The sequence below is a fragment of the Varibaculum sp. C0165D1 genome, assembly GCF_056590355.1.
Genome location: NZ_JBWPVY010000004.1, coordinates 69952 through 87663, shown reverse-complemented (window position 1 = coordinate 87663; position 17712 = coordinate 69952). Strand labels below are relative to the sequence as shown.

General features: G+C 53.5%; 16 protein-coding genes and 1 tRNA gene. 15 read left to right on the top strand and 2 right to left on the bottom strand.

Annotation, left to right across the window (positions count from 1 at the left end; all coding sequences use genetic code 11):
• Positions 1–187: 187 nt before the first annotated feature.
• The gene (locus AC1EKS_RS06810) at positions 188–622 is read right to left on the bottom strand and encodes a hypothetical protein (RefSeq protein ID WP_481008627.1); all 435 of its coding nucleotides are present in this window, start codon (positions 620–622) and stop codon (positions 188–190) included.
• Between the two features lie 112 nt (positions 623–734).
• On the opposite strand from AC1EKS_RS06810, the gene AC1EKS_RS06805 reads away from it, so the two are divergent.
• The 8 genes from AC1EKS_RS06805 (at position 735) to AC1EKS_RS06770 (ending at position 7169) form a co-directional block, all read left to right on the top strand.
• Positions 735–890: a hypothetical protein gene (locus AC1EKS_RS06805; protein WP_481008628.1), complete on the top strand. Its 156-nt coding sequence runs from the start codon at positions 735–737 to the stop codon at positions 888–890.
• Positions 891–1381: 491 nt separating this feature from the next.
• Positions 1382–2620 (top strand): tyrosine-type recombinase/integrase, encoded by a 1239-nt coding sequence (locus AC1EKS_RS06800; protein WP_481008629.1) that lies wholly within the window; start codon positions 1382–1384, stop codon positions 2618–2620.
• A 2-nt stretch (positions 2621–2622) separates the two neighbouring features.
• Complete coding sequence (locus AC1EKS_RS06795) at positions 2623–3147, top strand: hypothetical protein (protein ID WP_481008630.1); 525 nt, start codon at positions 2623–2625, stop codon at positions 3145–3147.
• Between the two features lie 165 nt (positions 3148–3312).
• Positions 3313–3519, top strand: coding sequence for a helix-turn-helix domain-containing protein (locus tag AC1EKS_RS06790; protein WP_481008631.1), 207 nt, complete (start codon positions 3313–3315; stop codon positions 3517–3519).
• Between the two features lies 1 nt (position 3520).
• Positions 3521–3850 carry a hypothetical protein gene (locus AC1EKS_RS06785; RefSeq protein WP_481008632.1) on the top strand — a complete coding sequence of 110 codons (330 nt, stop codon included), beginning with the start codon at positions 3521–3523 and terminating at the stop codon, positions 3848–3850.
• Complete coding sequence (locus AC1EKS_RS06780) at positions 3851–6346, top strand: AAA family ATPase (RefSeq protein WP_481008633.1); 2496 nt, start codon at positions 3851–3853, stop codon at positions 6344–6346. It begins immediately after the preceding gene.
• A 16-nt stretch (positions 6347–6362) separates the two neighbouring features.
• Positions 6363–6629 (top strand): hypothetical protein, encoded by a 267-nt coding sequence (locus AC1EKS_RS06775; protein WP_481008634.1) that lies wholly within the window; start codon positions 6363–6365, stop codon positions 6627–6629.
• Between the two features lie 105 nt (positions 6630–6734).
• Positions 6735–7169 (top strand): hypothetical protein, encoded by a 435-nt coding sequence (locus AC1EKS_RS06770; protein WP_481008635.1) that lies wholly within the window; start codon positions 6735–6737, stop codon positions 7167–7169.
• 967 nt (positions 7170–8136) lie between these two features.
• On the opposite strand, the gene AC1EKS_RS06765 is transcribed toward AC1EKS_RS06770, so the two are convergent.
• Positions 8137–8225: transfer RNA gene (locus AC1EKS_RS06765), tRNA-Leu, on the bottom strand.
• Positions 8226–8580: 355 nt separating this feature from the next.
• Here AC1EKS_RS06765 and AC1EKS_RS06760 point away from each other — a divergent pair.
• The 7 genes from AC1EKS_RS06760 to pknB all read left to right on the top strand — a co-directional run bounded on the left by AC1EKS_RS06760 (position 8581) and on the right by pknB (position 17667).
• Positions 8581–9276, top strand: coding sequence for an FhaA domain-containing protein (locus AC1EKS_RS06760; RefSeq protein ID WP_481008636.1), 696 nt, complete (start codon positions 8581–8583; stop codon positions 9274–9276).
• Between the two features lie 12 nt (positions 9277–9288).
• On the top strand, positions 9289–9780 hold the full coding sequence (locus tag AC1EKS_RS06755; protein WP_481008637.1) for an FHA domain-containing protein FhaB/FipA: 492 nt from the start codon (positions 9289–9291) through the stop codon (positions 9778–9780).
• The gene (locus AC1EKS_RS06750) at positions 9777–10961 is read left to right on the top strand and encodes a PP2C family protein-serine/threonine phosphatase (RefSeq protein WP_481008638.1); all 1185 of its coding nucleotides are present in this window, start codon (positions 9777–9779) and stop codon (positions 10959–10961) included. The genes AC1EKS_RS06755 and AC1EKS_RS06750 overlap by 4 nt, the downstream gene beginning before the upstream one ends.
• A gap of 75 nt (positions 10962–11036) precedes the next feature.
• Complete coding sequence (locus AC1EKS_RS06745) at positions 11037–12506, top strand: FtsW/RodA/SpoVE family cell cycle protein (RefSeq protein ID WP_481008639.1); 1470 nt, start codon at positions 11037–11039, stop codon at positions 12504–12506.
• Positions 12490–13962 (top strand): penicillin-binding transpeptidase domain-containing protein, encoded by a 1473-nt coding sequence (locus AC1EKS_RS06740; protein WP_481010333.1) that lies wholly within the window; start codon positions 12490–12492, stop codon positions 13960–13962. Before AC1EKS_RS06745 ends, AC1EKS_RS06740 begins: the two co-directional genes overlap by 17 nt.
• Complete coding sequence (locus AC1EKS_RS06735; RefSeq protein ID WP_481008641.1) at positions 13955–15880, top strand: serine/threonine-protein kinase; 1926 nt, start codon at positions 13955–13957, stop codon at positions 15878–15880. The genes AC1EKS_RS06740 and AC1EKS_RS06735 overlap by 8 nt, the downstream gene beginning before the upstream one ends.
• Entirely contained in the window at positions 15856–17667 is a 1812-nt protein-coding gene (pknB, locus tag AC1EKS_RS06730) for a Stk1 family PASTA domain-containing Ser/Thr kinase (protein WP_481008642.1), read from the top strand. Before AC1EKS_RS06735 ends, pknB begins: the two co-directional genes overlap by 25 nt.
• Positions 17668–17712 lie beyond the last annotated feature (45 nt).

Sequence of the window (17712 nt, the reverse complement as noted above, 5' to 3'; positions counted from 1 at the left end):
GTACTAATAGAGGCCAGAGCTGAGCTGATGGAGTAGAAATTGACGCTCCCAGGTTGGATTATGTGCGTATAGTTCCGACGCTATCTAGTCTAGTCGAGTATTTTGTTGGTCATCACCTGGGTTTAACTCCCACCCCCCTGAAAACTCATACGAGCGACCTAGCGCAATACTACGGTCTGTGTGAATATCAAATCTTTGATGCCCCGTGGCCTTGGTTTAGGAACATAGTGTACGGCCTATGCGACATTACTGAATCCCGCATATATCGTGCGCTATCAGCGCTACCCGAATAAAACAGGTATTTATTCTTAGGTAAGGTGTCGGGGCAAAGCCACTGCCTGGAAATGTAAACATATTTCTTCGCGTCTTGTCCTAGGATCACTAAATCAGTCCCCGTCGAAACATCCGAAAAAACCAGAGCATCCGACTGTTCAGCACCATATTTTGCTCGCACATACTCCAGCAACGTGTCATCATCAAGCTTCATAGTGTGGTCGTCCTTAACGGCTTCGCGTACTACTTCGCAAACATCACTAGATGCCGTCAAAATCTGATTAGGTTCTCCCTCAGGTGGGCTAGAAAGCTCGCTCTTAAACAGGCTCATTGCTTCATCTTCACTCATTTTCCCTACCCGGCCACACCCGGACAGCCCGAAAACCACGCCACAAACAACTAAAACCGCAACTAACCGTTTACCCACCATAACTTTTACGATACCCGGAAGGAGCCCCCTAATGGCGTTTTTGGTACGTCAGCTAGTCGTAGCATTTTTATATTTCCGTGCTCGTGAGCGATCAAACTATGAAATGTTTCGTCGTAATATCAGCAACCTCTTCCGTATTGGAGAATCGAAAAATCATTTCAATATGGCACGCGGCAGTTTCATCTGACAACGTTCTGACAACGTACGCTGATTTCACTACGGAACGTTTACGGAACGCCGAGCCTTTTCTGAAGTAAAAACTTAAGGTCGGGGATAAAGGCAAGAAATAAGCTAGCAAACTTTAGCTTTTTCTTTTCAATACACAACGTATACACAACGCATATATCCCGCAGGTTAGTAACGATATGCTTCAGATATGCTTAAGCGAAATTAAAAAAGGCCTGACCTGCATCTTTTGTGCTGGTCAGAGCCTTAATGTTTGGTGCGCAAGGGGGGACTTGAAACCTACTGAAATCCGTCACCAGCATTTTTAATAATCATGGCGCTACCTGCGATCTTAATCGCTTTGACCAGCGGGTTTAGTTTCTTCATCTGCGAGTTCCTTGCGCCTTCCTATGCCTTGTTGTACCCTAGTTTTAACATTCTGGACACAACGCAGACACAACGCAGACACAACGACACAGTGGCGAAAAGTAAACCAACCACCAAGGGGCAATAATGGCTAGGTCAGTTTTTGGATCAGTAACTAGACTTCCTTCCGGAACTTACAGAGCCGATTATCAAGACCCCCGCTACCCGAGGGCAAGAGGCAGGCGTTACCGAATATCCGCCCCGCATACCTTCACAACTAAAAGCGCCGCGCGCGCCTGGCTATCAAAAGTTTCAAACCAGATTCAAACCGGCGAATGGAAAAGCCCCGAACAGCTCGCGGCGGAAAAAGAAGCCGCCGCCCGGCTAGCTGAAGAAAATAGTTTAACCCTTGGTCAGTTCGTGGAACAGTACCAAGCGATGCGTAAGCCCCGCGTATCTACCGAAACATATAGGGTTGATGCGTCTAGGTGGAACATACTAAAGAAAGATTGGCAGAACGTCCCGATTAGGTCAATAACTACCGCGTCCGTTTCCACCTGGCTAGCTGGTCTTGATCTTTCTAAGCGCGGCTGGATCAATAAACTTGCGTTTTTCAATCAAGTTCTTAAATCAGCGTGTGATGATTTTGAACTTATCCCCCACAACCCGGCGGCTAAGCCAATAAAGAAGCTACGCAAAGCCGGTAAGGGTGTAGGTACGCGGTCACAGCGAAGCGCCCCCGCCCCGCTAACCATGAACGAGCTAGTTCTACTCGCGGACGAAATAACCCCGCCATGCTTGCGCTTATGGATATTGCTAGGCGGTCTGCTAGGTTTACGCGCTGGCGAACTTAGAGGGCTTAGGCGCTCATCTTTCGATTTTGAAAAACACGAAGTAACGATAAACGCCGCCGCTACCGGCGTTGGTCAATACCTGGATCAAGACGCCCGCCCGAAAACTGCAACATCTTTCCGGGTGTTACCGTTACCGCCCGCCCTGGAAAGCGAAATAAGACAACACCTAGCCGCTTACGCGGCGTTTGGTAAACATGGCTTATTGTTCCCTTCCCCGCGTAATCCAGAACGCCCCCGCGATCCAACCGGCATAGGTCAAGCCATGCGCCGGGCGTGTAAACGGCTAGGAATAGAAGAACGCACAAGCCACGATTTGAGACACAGCGCCGCCAGTTTGCTGGCAGAAGGCGGGATACCGGCGGTTACTGTTCAAGCGGTCTTAGGACACGCCGAAAGCTCAATAACCAGGCGTTATACTCACGCCTTCCAAGAGCAGACCGCGAAAGCACTAACCGGGCTAGATAACGCCTTCACAGCCGCCGCGAGCGGGCGCGATAATGTGCTACAGCTACATAGAGAGAAAGGCGCGTAACCGTGGGAGGATACAAGGAGAGGCGACAGCAGGACAGCCTAACAAAGGCTGGGATAGCTACCCATATAGCCGTTTGGTGTGGGAATAATGACGCGCTAGAACACCGCCAAAACTGGGATAGCCGCAAGAAAAGTTATTTTTTTCTGAGCTATGGCTTTCGCCCCGAGATAGATGAACTGACTTGGGGATTTGGATATAAGCAGAAATTCCAAAACCGCCTGGATAAACGGCAACCATATGCCGTGTTTAGTCTAAGTTCACCCGAGTATTATTATGCGTCACAGCAGGCAAGAAAGTCGTTTTATGCGAGTGTTCCTAGGTGGATACCTGAGAACTCGGGTAGTTTTATTTGGAAGTGTCCGCGCTGTAAACGCGTCTATCAGTTGAACGTGAAGATTTTAGAACCTTACCTAGACGATCTAATGAACGTTGGACAGACCAGGGTGTCAGCGGCGCACCTAGAGGCGATACAGGCTGAAATCTTGCGCGCTAAACAAGATGAAACAACGGATAATAACCGCGCCTAGCTGTGTCCTTGCGTCCTTAGCCGTACCGTGTTAGCCTTGTCCTGTCCGAACCTTTGTTCGGTTACTAGAGGGCTGACAGCGCCCCTATCATTGCGTTCGCTTGGTAGTCAGTGATACTGGCTACCCTTTTTCTTTTTACGGGTAGCCCCTGAACAAGGGGATAAAATGACCGTCCTAGATGAAAAACTAATATCTATTCCAAAAGCCGCTGACCTGCTAGGTTTAACGAAAAAAACGCTTTATGCCTGGACTTACCAGGGCAAACTACCGGCTTACAAAGTCGGACGAACCAAGCGGGTTAAACTCAGCGATCTTGAAAAACTGATAACCCGCGCCGAAAGCGCCGAAACCTACGGTAAGGCGGTGGCATAAGGTGAACCCAGTAAAGCAGACCCCCCGGCTACTTGAACAGCAACCGAGGGGCAAAAAATCTAAACACACCAGTAACAGCCATTATAGCAACCCGCGCGGCTACCGTTTCCTACTTAAACGCGAAAACGCCGCAAGAGGTATTAAGTTAGCGCCTTGCGATCAAACAGCGACCGCGCGGCTTGCCGTGGCCGCCGGGCTGTGGCCTAACGCGCTGGATCAGTGGGAGGAAGCCGCGAACGCTCGCGGACTAGACCCCCTAGATATTCAAGAAGCGTTAGAGCTTGCGCACGGGTTAAGCACCGCTACAACCATTAACGAGGCGGTGGCATAAATGACAACACTAAACACGACCCCCCGGCAAGCAGTAAACAAGACCGGAATAAAACACCCTAAACGGGTAACGCTTACGGAACTACTAGCAGCGCTAAGAACAGGCGGGGAAATATCGGCGTTAACCGAGTTCAACCCGCCCCGTATCTGGACGGGTACACCCTCACAGCTACAAGAGGAGTTAAACCGCGATCCGCGCCGCGCCCTGTACTATGCGGTTAACCCGTTAGGGTGCGTACCTGCTCGCGGACGCGGCAAGAAGAAGGATTACACCCGGCTTGCCGCCCTGTGGGTGGACGCGGACTATAAGTTAACCGGTTGGAAACCAGGCGAAGAACCAGAAGGCGCGCAAGACCTGTTAGGCGAGCTAAGAAGCCGGCTAGAAACGCTGTTAGGTGCGCCCGCCGGGTTTATTACCTATTCCGGTAACGGTGAGCATTGGATATGGCCGTTAAAGCCTAGTGAACAGACCAGGCACGAGCACAGGGAAAAAGATTGCCCGCTATGCGATGGGATTCTAAAACAATGGCACCAGCTAGTTAATCAACAAGCCGCAAAGCTAGGGTTAGAGACCCCGGATAATGTTCACGATATCCCGCGAGTGTTACGCGCCCCCGGATCATACAACCTAAAACAACAACCAGGCCGGGAAACCTTCACGCTTAAAGCCGATAGGTTGCAATACGTGGATATTGCGGACGCTAAACGGGCTATAACCGCCGCGCTAGTTAAGCCAGTAAGCAAACAGGCAGCACCAGCACCGCGCCCGCGAGTAGAAGCGGATCAGTGGGAACCTAACAGCAGGCAAGAGCCGTGTAAGTATGTTGACCGCATGGTTAACGCGTGGGGTAGTGACGCGCCCGCTACTGGCCGCCATAACTGGCTAATCTCGCAAGCCTACCGGCTCGCAGCAGCAGAACAATTAGGTTGTCTAGGTAGTGAGGTAAGGCAGGCAGAAAACACGTTAGAAAACGCGTTTATGAACGCCCTAGCAGGAGATAGACCACCGTCACCGCCTGACGAGTTCGCGCGAGCACTCGCGGACGCTAGGACTAAAACACGCGGTAAGACCGACAGTGAGCTAAGAGCAGAGCTAGGAGGTCATAACCACGGGTTAGGGATTGATTTTGATCTAACCGCTACTAACCCGCCCGTATCTGGCAAGCAGGAAAAAACGGGCAATAAGGCTAAGGCTAAGAGGGTGGAGGGAAGGTTAACCGCCGCGTCTAATATCGAGATAAAACCGACTTATTGGCTATGGGGTGCGCAAGCAGATGGCAGCGATTTTGATATAACGCCCGCTATGGTGCCAGCAGGCGAATTAACGTTTATTACCGGCCGGGAAGGCACCGGCAAATCTCAGGCCGCTATCTGGATAGCCTCACAGGTAACTAACGGAACCTTGCCGGGTTGTTATGAGGGTAAACCGCGAAACATTGTCTATGTTGCGACAGAGGACAATTGGGGTAAAACCCTAGCGCCCCGGTTTATGGCAGCAGGCGCGAACATGGCGCGGGTGTTTAAGTTCAATATATGTATTGACGGCAACGAAACCCCCCTATGTTTAGCGTCAGCAGACCAGACCCGCGAGCTAGTAGAAACCGCTAAGGCTAATAACGTTGCGTTAGTTTGTTTTGATCCGCTTTTGTCAGCAGTTGGAGGCATGCGGATTGATACGCATAAAGAAAGCGAGGTCAGAAGCGTTTTAGAGCCGTTAATATCTGCTTTACAGGCAGGCGATCTAACCGCGTTAGCTATCAGTCACCAAAACAAAACCGGGACAAGCGATTTAGCTAACGGAATGGTTGGGTCTGGTGCGTTTAAGAACCTGGCACGCCAGATTATTGGGTTTGTGGTTAAAGACCCCGATAACGAGGAAGAACCAAAAATACGGCTCGCGAGCGTGGTTAAGTCCAACTTAGGGAAGATACCAGAAGGCGGCCTAACTTACGAGATACGCGAAAAACAGTTAAGGAATAAACGGAACCAGGTTATTAACACTTCTTGCCTTGAGTGGACGGGTACAAGCCCGCTAACTGTTTCCGAGTTGATGGGACGCGAAAGAGATACCGAAATACCAGACGCAGAGGCTTGGACTATTGACTACCTAGAGAACGCAGGCGGCGAATGCTTATTTGCCGATCTGAAGAAGGCAGGCAGGGCGAACGGCTTTAGCGAGGATCAACTTAAGAACGTTAGGAAACGTAGAACAAGCTACCCGCGCATTAAATACAAGCGGACTAGAGAAGCCCCGCCTAAGTCGGTTTGGTACCTAGAAAGCGCTGAGGAGGACACAGCCGGGTCACAACCAGAAAATGACCCCGCTAGGCCAAAAACAGCCTATAACACCAGGTCAACCCAGCAAGGTCAAGGAGGGTCACCTGACCCCGCTAGACCTTCCTGCAATGACCAGGCAAAACACCCCGATTTATTCCAGCAGGGTCAAAACCCACACGGTACGACCCCCCTTAAAACCGATAACAAGCAAGCCGCATAACGAAAGGAAAAACACGATGAAAAACAACGAGGGGAACAACACGATGAACAACGAAACCGAAAAACTGGATTATGACGAATACACGGCCGCGGCTCGCGCACGCTTGAAGAAAGTAATAGCCGGGCTAGAACAAGCGTATGAGGAAAAACCAACCGCGCAACTAGCGTCCGCGATCCTTAAAGCGCAAGAACGTTTGGATCACTATTGCGGCTTTAAACAGGCTCGCGCACTACTTCCAGACACACCGCTAAGCCAAGTAATAGCGGAAATGGAAGAGTTTTAACCCCGCCCGGGTTGAACAGACAACAAAAAAACTAGGCCACCCCATGAGGCACAAACCGTTTCATGGGGTAGGCCGGCAATAACCCACTAGAAAGGAAACCAGAAAATGAGCAACCTATACGACCCCGCCGCCATGCTTGAAGCAGAACGCCTAACCTTAGAGAGCCTGCCAGTAGGCGCGCTTAATCATCGCGCATGGTGCAACCCTAGCGAGTGTTATCTAACCCCGGCCGCAACACCGTTAAACGCGCCAGCGGCGGCGATCCACCAGAAAACCTTTACCGCAACTTTTGCGGGTGAAACCTTCCGCGCGATCCTAACGCAATACATATCAGCAGAGGCAAGCGAGCTAGAACGCGAACCTACGATTCATTTTGAGGCAGACGGCGGCGGCGAAATAGCGGTATGTATTATTCCGGCGCTCGCGGATCAATGGAACGCGGCGTTATGTTCGACCGTTCCAGAGGGTGCGCGCGGCGCGTTAGACCCGTTAGATTTTATAGCTGATGAGATACGGCAAGCCGCGATCATGCAACGCTAACGCAACTTATCCACAGCTCGCACTAAACGCTAACTAGTGCGATATAATAAAACCAACGCCCCCCAATAGGGACGCCGCGAAAACTCAAGAACTCCAAGCCCTTGCACCGTCAAGAACGCAACGCGTCAGACACTAACGGCTTTAATAACGAGATATCGCGCCGCCCACTAGGCAAGGCAAGGTATAGAGGGCGTTTTAATCACGGCCACTCGATCCAGAGAAACACTGTTCGGGTGGCCGTGTTTCACCCCCCGGCAAGATAGCCCCCCTATCGCGCGCCCGCGCGCACGCGCGCGCGTAGAACCAAAGTTTAAAGGTAGTGGTAAAACGCCACCCCCCTTAACGGGGTAAGTGATGAGGTGGCAAACCACCACCCCGCCTAACTATGGGGTAGCGTTTCACGCCCCCGTCTCTCGCGTGTCGCAGGTGCGCTAGAAGCCACTAATAGCCCCTTCCGCTATGTGGGTACTAGAAACCCGCTAAGCCCGTTTAGCCGCGATACGTGCGCCCGCGCCTATTGCTTACTGAAACCCGTTTATTTGTCGCTCGCGCTCGCGGCCACCATACCCGCCCCTTAGAGATACGCGCACCCGGAACCTTAGCGATATATCCCCCCGGCATTTTTATTTTTCGCCCCTTGGTCTGCTTACGTTGTGGCCACCACGACAGACAGGGAGGGGATACCCCGCCCCGGGGTATCTCGCGCGATCATTGTTAAGGAGGGAACGAAATAGACCCCCCCAAAAAAACCGCCCGCGAGTGATCCTTACAAAAAAGGGGATAGTGTTTTGCGACCCCCATATAACCCGCCCGCGAGTGATCCGCCCCCGCGTGTTTTTAGCCGGGAAAGTGGGTTAAATCTGCCAGCAGTTAAGGCGCGTTTTATTTTCTGGACACAACGCAGACACAACGAAACGAGTTTATGAAACTTTCTAATCTCATTCTTACTGGTCAGAGCCTAGTTATTTGGTGCGCAAGGGGGGACTTGAACCCCCATGCCCGGTAAAGGGCACACGGACCTGAACCGTGCGCGTCTACCAATTCCGCCACTTGCGCTTGGATTTAACGCTGGGAAGCGTTAACCAACGAATAGAAATCTACCCTGAAACCAAAGGCGGGAGCAAGCCCACAGACAAAAGGCGTCACGTTTCACAACTCGAAATCGTAAATTCCCCGCTGCCAGGAAATTTTTGTTCCCCACCCGTAGTTCCTGGATGCTACCTAGAAGCTAACAAGTTACTGCAAATTCGCCCTATTAACCCTGGGATAATACTTATTGGCAAGTTTTCGATTAACCTTGACCTTAGGTATGTCTACTGCCCGCTGTTTATACCGGCACTATCCGGCAGCTAAAATCAGCGAGCCCGGGCATTGGCCGCAGATTCGATGACTTACAAGAGAGGACGAAAACATGGGAGTGGTTGACCGCTTCGAAAAAGCCGTGTCTCAGGGGGTGAATGCCCCCTTTTCGAAGATGTTCGCCAGCTCGATAAAAGCCGTGGATGTAAAGACGGCGATTCGCGAGAGCATGGACAACTCCCGGGCCACCTTAAGTGACGGCCGGGTAGTAGTACCGAACGAGTACCAGGTGCTACTCAACCAAAAAGACTTCCAATCGGTGATGGACGCTAACTCGCAGGTACTTTCTCAAGAACTTGCCCAAGACGCCACCGCCTATGCCACCGAACAAAGCTACGTATTCGTGGGCCCGGTAGAGGTAGGGTTTTCTGCCGGCGACTACCCACTAGGAGAGCTGAAAATTCAGAACTCCATCCGACGCGGCCCGGCCGCACCGGTGACTACCGCGGGGGCCAGCCCTTCCCACCCGATTATTGATATCGAGGGACAACAGTGGCTGCTCACCGAGCCGGTCACCGTGATCGGCCGCGGATCCGAAGCCGATATCGTAGTTCACGATCCCGGGGTTTCCCGCCGTCACCTAGAACTTCGGATTACTCCCCAGGGGGTAATCGCCACTGATCTGGGTTCGACTAACGGATCCTATGTGGAAGGCCATCGCATCAGCGCCGCCACCCTTCTAGACGGCAACGAACTAACGATCGGCCGCACCCACCTGCTATTTTGGACCTCGAGCGCGGATGAATAGTAGGCGATAATCGTGGCGGTTGGACTTTTATACACTATTTTACGATTCGGTTTCGTAGCCCTGTTATGGCTGCTAGTAATCGGATTGGTACTAGTGCTGCGCCGCGATATTTCCCTCGCGGCTACCGCTTCCGCTAAAACCCCGACCGGTCGCTCCCGCAAAGCCACCCGGCAGCCCAAAAAATCTAAGCCGCGCAAAAGCAAACGTGGGGGCCGTCCTCGCTACCTAGCTTTTACGGGGGGTGCCCTGGCAGGAAACCGACTAAAGCTGGATGGCCAACCGATCCTGTTGGGACGCTCCGGAGACTGTACGGTTCCCCTTCGGGATTCTTATGCCTCTAATAGGCATGCCCGCATCTACCACAGTGACGGACAGTGGTTTATCGAAGATTTAAACTCAACGAACGGAACGTTCATTGGGAACAACCGCATTAGCACTGCTCAGCTACTGGAGCCGGGAATGGTAGTGCGGATTGGACAAACAACAATGGAGCTAACTAGATGAGCATCGGATTCAACTATGCCGCCTTCTCTGATATCGGCAAGATCCGCCAATCTAACCAAGATTCGGGTTATGCCGGCCCTAACCTGCTGGTATTAGCAGATGGAATGGGCGGGCCCGCCGGGGGCGATATCGCTTCCTCAATAGCGATCGATCATTTACGCTCCCTCGACGTTGAAGCTGATAATCCCGAGGAAGCTCTAGAGAGCCTACGGGAAGCGATATCCCAGGCACACCAGGAACTTTGCGAACGCTCTACCCAAGATCCCGCATTAGCAGGTCTCGGTACTACCTGTATTGCTATCCGTCGTAGCGAAGATGCTTTAACTATGACCCATATCGGGGATTCGCGCGCCTACCGTTTGCGCGGCGGGGAACTGCGGCAAATGACCAATGATCATTCTTTTGTGCAGTACCTGGTAGATACGGGACAGCTCACTTCCGAACAGGCTGAGAACCATCCCCAGCGCTCGGTATTGCTACGGGTGCTTGGGGATTCCCAAGAGGACGTCACCCTCGATGAGTCCCACCCCGAATTCACGGTAGGTGACCGCTGGCTGCTGTGCTCTGACGGACTGTGCGGCTTCGTATCCGGCCAGACTATTGGCAAAATCCTTTACCGCAGCGAAACCCCCCAGCAGGCCTGCGAATCATTAGTAGAGCTGGCGTTAAAAGCGGGCGGACCCGATAACATCACCTGCGTGATTGCCGATATTGTCGAGGACCCGCAACAAAGCGAACCCCAGGTGGTGGGGGCCGCAGCTACCGACCGGCTTGCCCAACTGCGCAGCCAACAGGCCGAAGATGCCCTTGACGACACGGTTACTGCTGATAGGGGCGTGACCGGTAGTACCGACAAAGATAAGGACGAGGACGAGGATCGATCTTTTTCTGAGGCGCGGGCGGCAGTACCGACGGAACCACTAGTGGAGGAAAGTCCGGCTCCAAAATACCGTTGGGGAAGAATCGTTGGTGTGATTGCGGGACTGATAGCCCTGCTCGCCCTATTTGCCGGGGCCCTGTGGTATGGGATGTCGGGGCGGCCTACCCCCACTCCACCAGCTACTTCAACTTCGATTTCTGAAGTTCAATCCCCTGCCGCTTCCCCCGAGCAAACCAAGCAAGAATCGCAGCCGCCCTCACCGGCTGAAACCTCGCAATCAGCCCCAGCTAGCAACTCTTAACCAGTCTGAAACCCATAAGTGCAAGTCGAAACATTAAGGTGACCGAGCGGATAGAAGAAAGGAGGGAATGCACTCGTGGCAAAAATAAAACACCCCACTGGCCGTCTGGCGGAACTACTGTTAATCGTGGTAGCCCTGGCGGTATGTTTCCTGGGATATTTCTCCATTAACGTTAACCGCACCGGCGCCCTCCCCACTTCTTTCGTTTTGCATATGTGCGTGCTGGGAGCCTTTGCCCTCGCGACCCACCTGGCGGTTCGTTTCCTCGCTCCCTACGCCGACCCGGTACTTTTGCCTGCGGTTTTGGCGCTAAATGGCATCGGCTTGGTAATGATTTACCGCCTCGATTTGGCCTATGGGCCGGATTCCATCCTGTATGTCGGGTTCAAACAGGCATTATTTACCCTGCTAGGTGTGATTTTGATGGTGGTTACCCTGGCAGTCGTGCGCGACTACCGCAAGCTGCGTAACTACACCTATCTTTCGATGCTGCTGGCGATTGTGCTGCTAATCCTCCCCTTGATGCCGGTTATCGGGCGGACCATCAACGGTGCTCGCATCTGGATTAATATCGGCTTTTCCTTCCAGCCCTCCGAAGTTGCCAAGATTTGTTTAGCGATCTTTTTCGCCGGCTATCTGACCACCCGCCGGGAAGCACTAATCCAAGGCGGGAAATCATTATTGGGTATGCGTCTGCCGCGTCTGCGGGATCTCGGTCCCCTCCTGGTGGTATGGGCAGCCTCCATTTTGATTTTGGTGTTCGAACGGGACCTGGGAACCTCCCTACTAATCTTCGGTTTATTTGTTGCCATGCTTTACGTAGCCACGAACCAAACTTCCTGGCTGCTAATCGGAGCAATCCTATTCGCGCCCGCAGTATTCTTAGCTTCCCGCCTGTTTTCGCATGTGCAAGCGCGTATCGATGTCTGGCTTCACGCCCTCGACCCGGAAATCTATTCCCGTCCCATTGGGGGTTCTGGGCAGCTAGTATCCGGGCTATTTGGGATGGCCGATGGCGGTATTCTCGGTACCGGTTGGGCGCAAGGTTCCCCCTCCCTAACTCCCTTCGCGAACTCCGACTTTATTTTTGCTTCCCTCGGAGAAGAACTGGGACTAACCGGCTCACTCGCTTTGCTAACGCTCTATTTTATTTTCGTGGAGCGGGGGATGCGGACTGCCCTAATCATGCGCGATAGCTTTGGAAAACTCTTGGCCACCGGGTTTGCTTTCACCATCGGATTCCAAGTTTTCGTCGTGGTCGGCGGACTTACCAGGGTAATACCTTCCACTGGACTCACCTTGCCTTTTGTAGCCGCTGGAGGGTCGTCGCTGGTCGCCAACTGGGTGATCCTGGCCTTACTGCTGCGCCTATCTAATGAGGCACGCCGGCCGGTAACTACTGAGAGCGGGGTTATTGATACCGCTGAACTGGAAGCAGTTATTGCCCGTCAGCAGGAAAAACGTCCTGTCTCGCCCGCGGCCCCTGCCACTCCTTACCCGCCTCGGAGCATTCGGGGAGGTGAACGCCGTGAATCCACAGATTAGAAGACTTTTCTTCATAGTTTTTGTAATGTTTTTATCCCTGATGGTGGCGTGTACCTATATCCAGTTCCTGGGGGCAGATTCTTTGAACGCGGACGGGCGGAACTCACGTGCCTTTTACCGATCCAAATACATTGAACGCGGCCCCATCATGGTCGGGGAAAACGCGGTTGCGGCTTCAAAGCCCACGAACGACTCTACCGGTTATCGCAAGCGCTACCACCGGGTTTACTCAGAGCAGGCGCCACTTTACTCTAACTTGACCGGTTACCTGTCCCCCGGAGGCAACGCCACTGGGATGGAACGGCTGCAAAATTCGGTGTTAATGGGAGAGGCTTCCAGCCAGGCTTTATCCCAACTATTTAAATATGCAGCCGGTGAAAACCAAAAGGGCGGAGGCATCCAACTTACTGTCGACCCTCAGATTCAGCAGGCAGCAGCCCAAGCACTAGGAGACCGTAGGGGCGCGGTAGTTGCTATCAACTATCAAACCGGAGCCATCCTCGCCGCCGTTACTACCCCGCGTTTTAATCCCAACTCTTTGGCGGCAGGCACCGAAAAACAGTCGCAACAGACCTTAAAGGGGCTACAGGCAGAGCCGTCAAAGCCGATGTTAGATCGGGCTTTGCGGGGAGAATACCCTCCTGGTTCCTCCTTTAAAATCATTACTGCAGCTGCTGCCCTAGAACAGCAAACTCGTGCTCCCGAGGAGGAAGTGGAAGCTCCGGTATCGGTACCGCTGCCGGGATCGAGCGCTCGAATCTCCAATATTGAATCCACTAGCTGCGGAAACGGTCACCCCACGTTTGCTTACGCTTTTGCCTATTCTTGTAACACTCCCTTCGCGAAGCTCGGTCAAGACTTGGGATATCAGGCATTAAAAGACAAAACCGCAGCTTTCGGTTTTGACCCCAAAACCGAATTAAAGATTCCGCTGCCAGTACAAAAGTCGCACTTCCCTTCCTCCGACCCGGGACTAGCTTCCACCATGATGAGCGCGATCGGACAGTACGAGGTGCGCACTTCACCTTTAATGATGGCTACGGTGGCCGCAGCAGTGGCGAACCAAGGTACTCAGGTACGTCCCTTCTTGGTGGCAGCCGAGTTGGGGCCAGATGGGAAAGTCACCAGAACCTATCGTTCCGGGGGTAAGCTCGGTAAACCGATCTCCAAAGAGGTCGCCTCACAGCTGCGCCAAATGATGATCCAAACCGTTGAAGACGGAACCGGGGAGCCTGGTCGGGTTGCCGGAGTTGAGATGGGAGCTAAAACCGGCACCGCGCAGACCGGCGCTAATCGGACCGATGCCTGGTATGTGGGCTGGGCAGATACCCCCAACCTGCCGCTGGCTTTTGCGGTGGTAGTCGAAGGCGATAGTTCCAATCCAGCTCCTCACGGCGGACCGGTGGCCGGGCCAATCGCAAAACAGGTAATCCAGGCGGCGGTGAATCATGGCTGATAGTCGCGTACTACCCGTACCGCCACGCGCGGGGGAAGCTGAAATGTCCACTCCCCTAGACCCGGTGGCTGCCTCTAGCGGGCAGGCGACCAATGCGCAAAAAGCGGTTGCCGCCCTAAAAGTGGGAATGAAGATTTCCGGGCGTTACCTACTCCTCTCCCGCCTGGCTATCGGGGGTATGGGAGAGGTTTGGCAGACGCTAGACGAGAAAACTGGGGAAAGACTAGCGCTGAAAATTCTGCGCCCGGAACTGGCGGGAAAGAAACTTTTCCTGTCACGACTGCGCATTGAAGCCTACAATGCCTCCCGGGTTCACCACCCGAATTTGGCAGCTGTCCAGGCATCGGGAGAGGACGCCGGGCTGGGATGGATCAGCATGGAGCTGGTTGACGGGGTTTCTTTAACTGAAATCCTAGATCGCGAACACACTTTAGAAACCGATTTTCTGTTATCGGTTTTGCACCAGACCGCTGATGCGCTCAGCGCAGTGCATGGTGCCGGGATTGTGCACCGGGACATTAAACCGGGCAACATTATGGTCACCCCCACGGGAGAAGTAAAACTAACTGATTTCGGGATTTCTAAGGCTCCCGGACAAGCTAACTTAACTCAAGCGGGCATGGTAATGGGTACCGCCCAATATCTACCTCCCGAGCAAGCAATGGGGCAGCCGGCTACTCCCGCTGGCGATCTATACGCCCTGGGGGTTATCGCTTATGAAGCTCTCGCTGGCAGGCGCCCCTTCAGCGGTAAAAAGCCGGTGGACATAGCTTTTGCCCACGTCAATAAACCGGTTCCCCCCTTGCCGGATTCGGTCTCTCCCGGTCTGCGCGAACTGGTAATGCAGCTATTAGAAAAAGAACCCCAAAAGCGTCTCGCCAGTGCCACTGACTTGATGCAACGCTTAGAGGAAGTACAGCAGGCCCTTACCTCCACCGGCCCGTCGGGTGCTGTCGCCCCTGAGGAAGCTAGCGTTCAAAAGGCCCCAGCGGCACCCGCTGCCCAAGAAGAATCCGAAGCCCTGGTGGGACAAGTGAAAGAGCCGGCAGCTGGGGAGGCCGCCGATCTAGAGAATCTGCAAGAAGATCTGGAAGAGCTAGCACAGCTAGATCAGGAAACGCCAGAATCCCCAGTGGATACTACCTTCGCTAAAGCGAACGCGACCTCCGCCGAGGCGTATTCAGCACCGTCTGATGAACCCGCGCTAGCTGCCGCGAGCACAAAGTCTGCTGCCTGGCAGCCTCTGTCTGCTTCTGCCACTCCCACGGAAGAAGATGGTTCTCCGATGCTCTATCTTTCTGGAGGAACTGTCCCGGCCCCCCAGATCCTGCCGAATTCGGTCCCCCTCCCCGAGGAAGCCTGGCAACAACGCGTGCGACTGCGCGAGAGGCCTCGCGAGTTCGCGGCGCTCATCCCTCCTGTTTCCGCTTCCAGGCCGCGCTCCCAAATTGAACGACTACGGTCATTACCTCAGGTATTTAACTGGCGTAAAGCACCTGCGCCCCCTCGCTATGCCACCCCGGCCTCCCCATCCTCGCAAGCTCCTTCCCCTTCCCTCACGGAACCGTTAGCTGCTTGGAGCCGCCGGCTGGAATCCCAGATCGGTTTGCGGCCTGCTGACCCCCTAGCGGCGGAGGTCGCTAGATTGCGCCGCCCCTATGAAAGAGTCCCCCTCTTGAGCCGGAAATGGTGGAACCAAGATATTTCTCGAGCTCGACACGGAAACGCAGGGCATCGCTCAACGCTTTACCTGGTTTTAGTGACCCTAATTTTATGGATGCTGGTAACCGCATTGAGCCTGGGAGTCGGACTGGTTTACTCCGCTGCCCCCTCACCTGCGACCGGTAACCAAAAAGCTGTAATAATGGTAGTTTCGGAACAAAAGGAAGACCCATGGCAGAATCTCCATACCGCATAGGCGGAGGACGCTACGAAATCCGTTCCCTCATCGGCAGAGGGGGAATGGCGGAAGTACACCAAGCCTATGACACCCTGCTTTCGCGGGTGGTAGCGATAAAAATGCTGCGTATAGACCTGGCGAAGGACACCGTCTTTTTGACCCGTTTTCGGCGGGAGGCTTTGGCTTCTGCTTCCTTAAATCATGAAAACATTGTTCAGGTTTATGACACTGGAGAGCAGATAGTCACTGCCCCTGACGGCACCGAGGTACATGTTCCCTATATCGTGATGGAGCTGGTAGAGGGGCACACGGTGCATCAGCTGCTTACCGATGGACAGCCGGTTCCCATTAACGAAGCCATCGAGATTATGACGGGGGTGCTTAACGCCCTCGAATATTCCCATAAACGAGGCCTGGTGCACCGGGATATTAAGCCGGGCAACGTGATGCTAACCAACAGCGGGAAAATCAAGGTCATGGATTTTGGGATTGCCCGTGCCTTAGAAGATTCTGGACAGACCATGACCAGCACTGATGCGGTAGTAGGCACCGCGCAGTATTTATCCCCGGAGCAGGCACGCGGCGAGACGGTCGATACCCGTTCTGATCTGTATTCTTGCGGCTGTATGCTCTTCGAACTGCTCACCGGAAGGGCACCGTTCAAAGGTGATTCTGCGGTTTCAGTCGCCTACCAACACGTAGCGGAAATGCCTCCCCTGCCTTCCTCGATTGCCTCCGATATTAGTCCCGAACTTGATCGCATGGTGATGAAGTCTTTAGCTAAGCGGCCCGAGGATCGTTACCAGGATGCAGCTGCGATGCGTTCGGACATGGTGAGGGCGGCTGCTGGAGCTGAAATTTCTGCCCCAGTATTGCCTCCCCTGCCGGTTAGTACCCCGACTGAAGGGTTTGCTGCCCCACAGACTTCTTATGCCCCCGCCCAGTGGTCACAGGTAATGGAAGAGGACCCCGAAACTGACCATGAGGCCGAAGAGGCTGCCCGGAAGAAAAAGAAGAAGATTATTTGGGCAGTAGTAATCGGGATACTAGTTGCAATAGCTTTAATCGCTGTAGTTTGGTGGTTAATCGCTTCTAATAGGGCTCAAGAACCGGAGCAAGTTGCGATTCCGCAAAATATTATCGGGATGAGCTCTATCGAGGCACAGCGCACTCTAGAAGGCTTGGGATTAAATGTGGAGCAGGGGCAGACGATAGCTTCTGACACCGTAGAAAAAGGTAAAGTCGCAGCTACCGACCCCAAACCCGGGACTAAGGTGGATCCCGGATCCACGGTAACTATTCAGCTATCTTCCGGAGCTGCCGAGATTACCGTTCCTGATGTTTCGGGACAGACACAAGATGCGGCCCGTAAAACTTTGGAGGATGCGGGCTTGCAGGTGGGCTCCGTCAAATACGAGGACGATTCAAAAGTTGCCGCTGATCGAGTTATTCGCACTACACCGGAAGCTGGTAGTGCCGCTAGCAAAGGTGACGAAGTTATTCTGGTGCTATCTTCTGGTTATGTGTCGATCGATTCCGGGCAGGTAGTGGGTAAAACACAGGAACAGGGATTACAGTACCTGGCTGGTTTAGGTTTGCAGACCAATACCGTCAGTGAGGAAACCACCCAGGCTCCCAATGGACAAATCATTTCTGTGGAGCCTGCGGGACGAGTAAAGGTGGGAACTTCGGTAACGGTAAAAGTGGCAAAGACTCCTACAGCGCCCTCCCCGGCTAGCCCGTCTGCACCGGCAGGGGGAAATACTGAGAGCCCAGAGCCTCCCCCGGCGACTTCTACCCCTTAAACATAGCGTTATCCCGCGCAATGCCCGCCCCGAGGAGGGCATGAG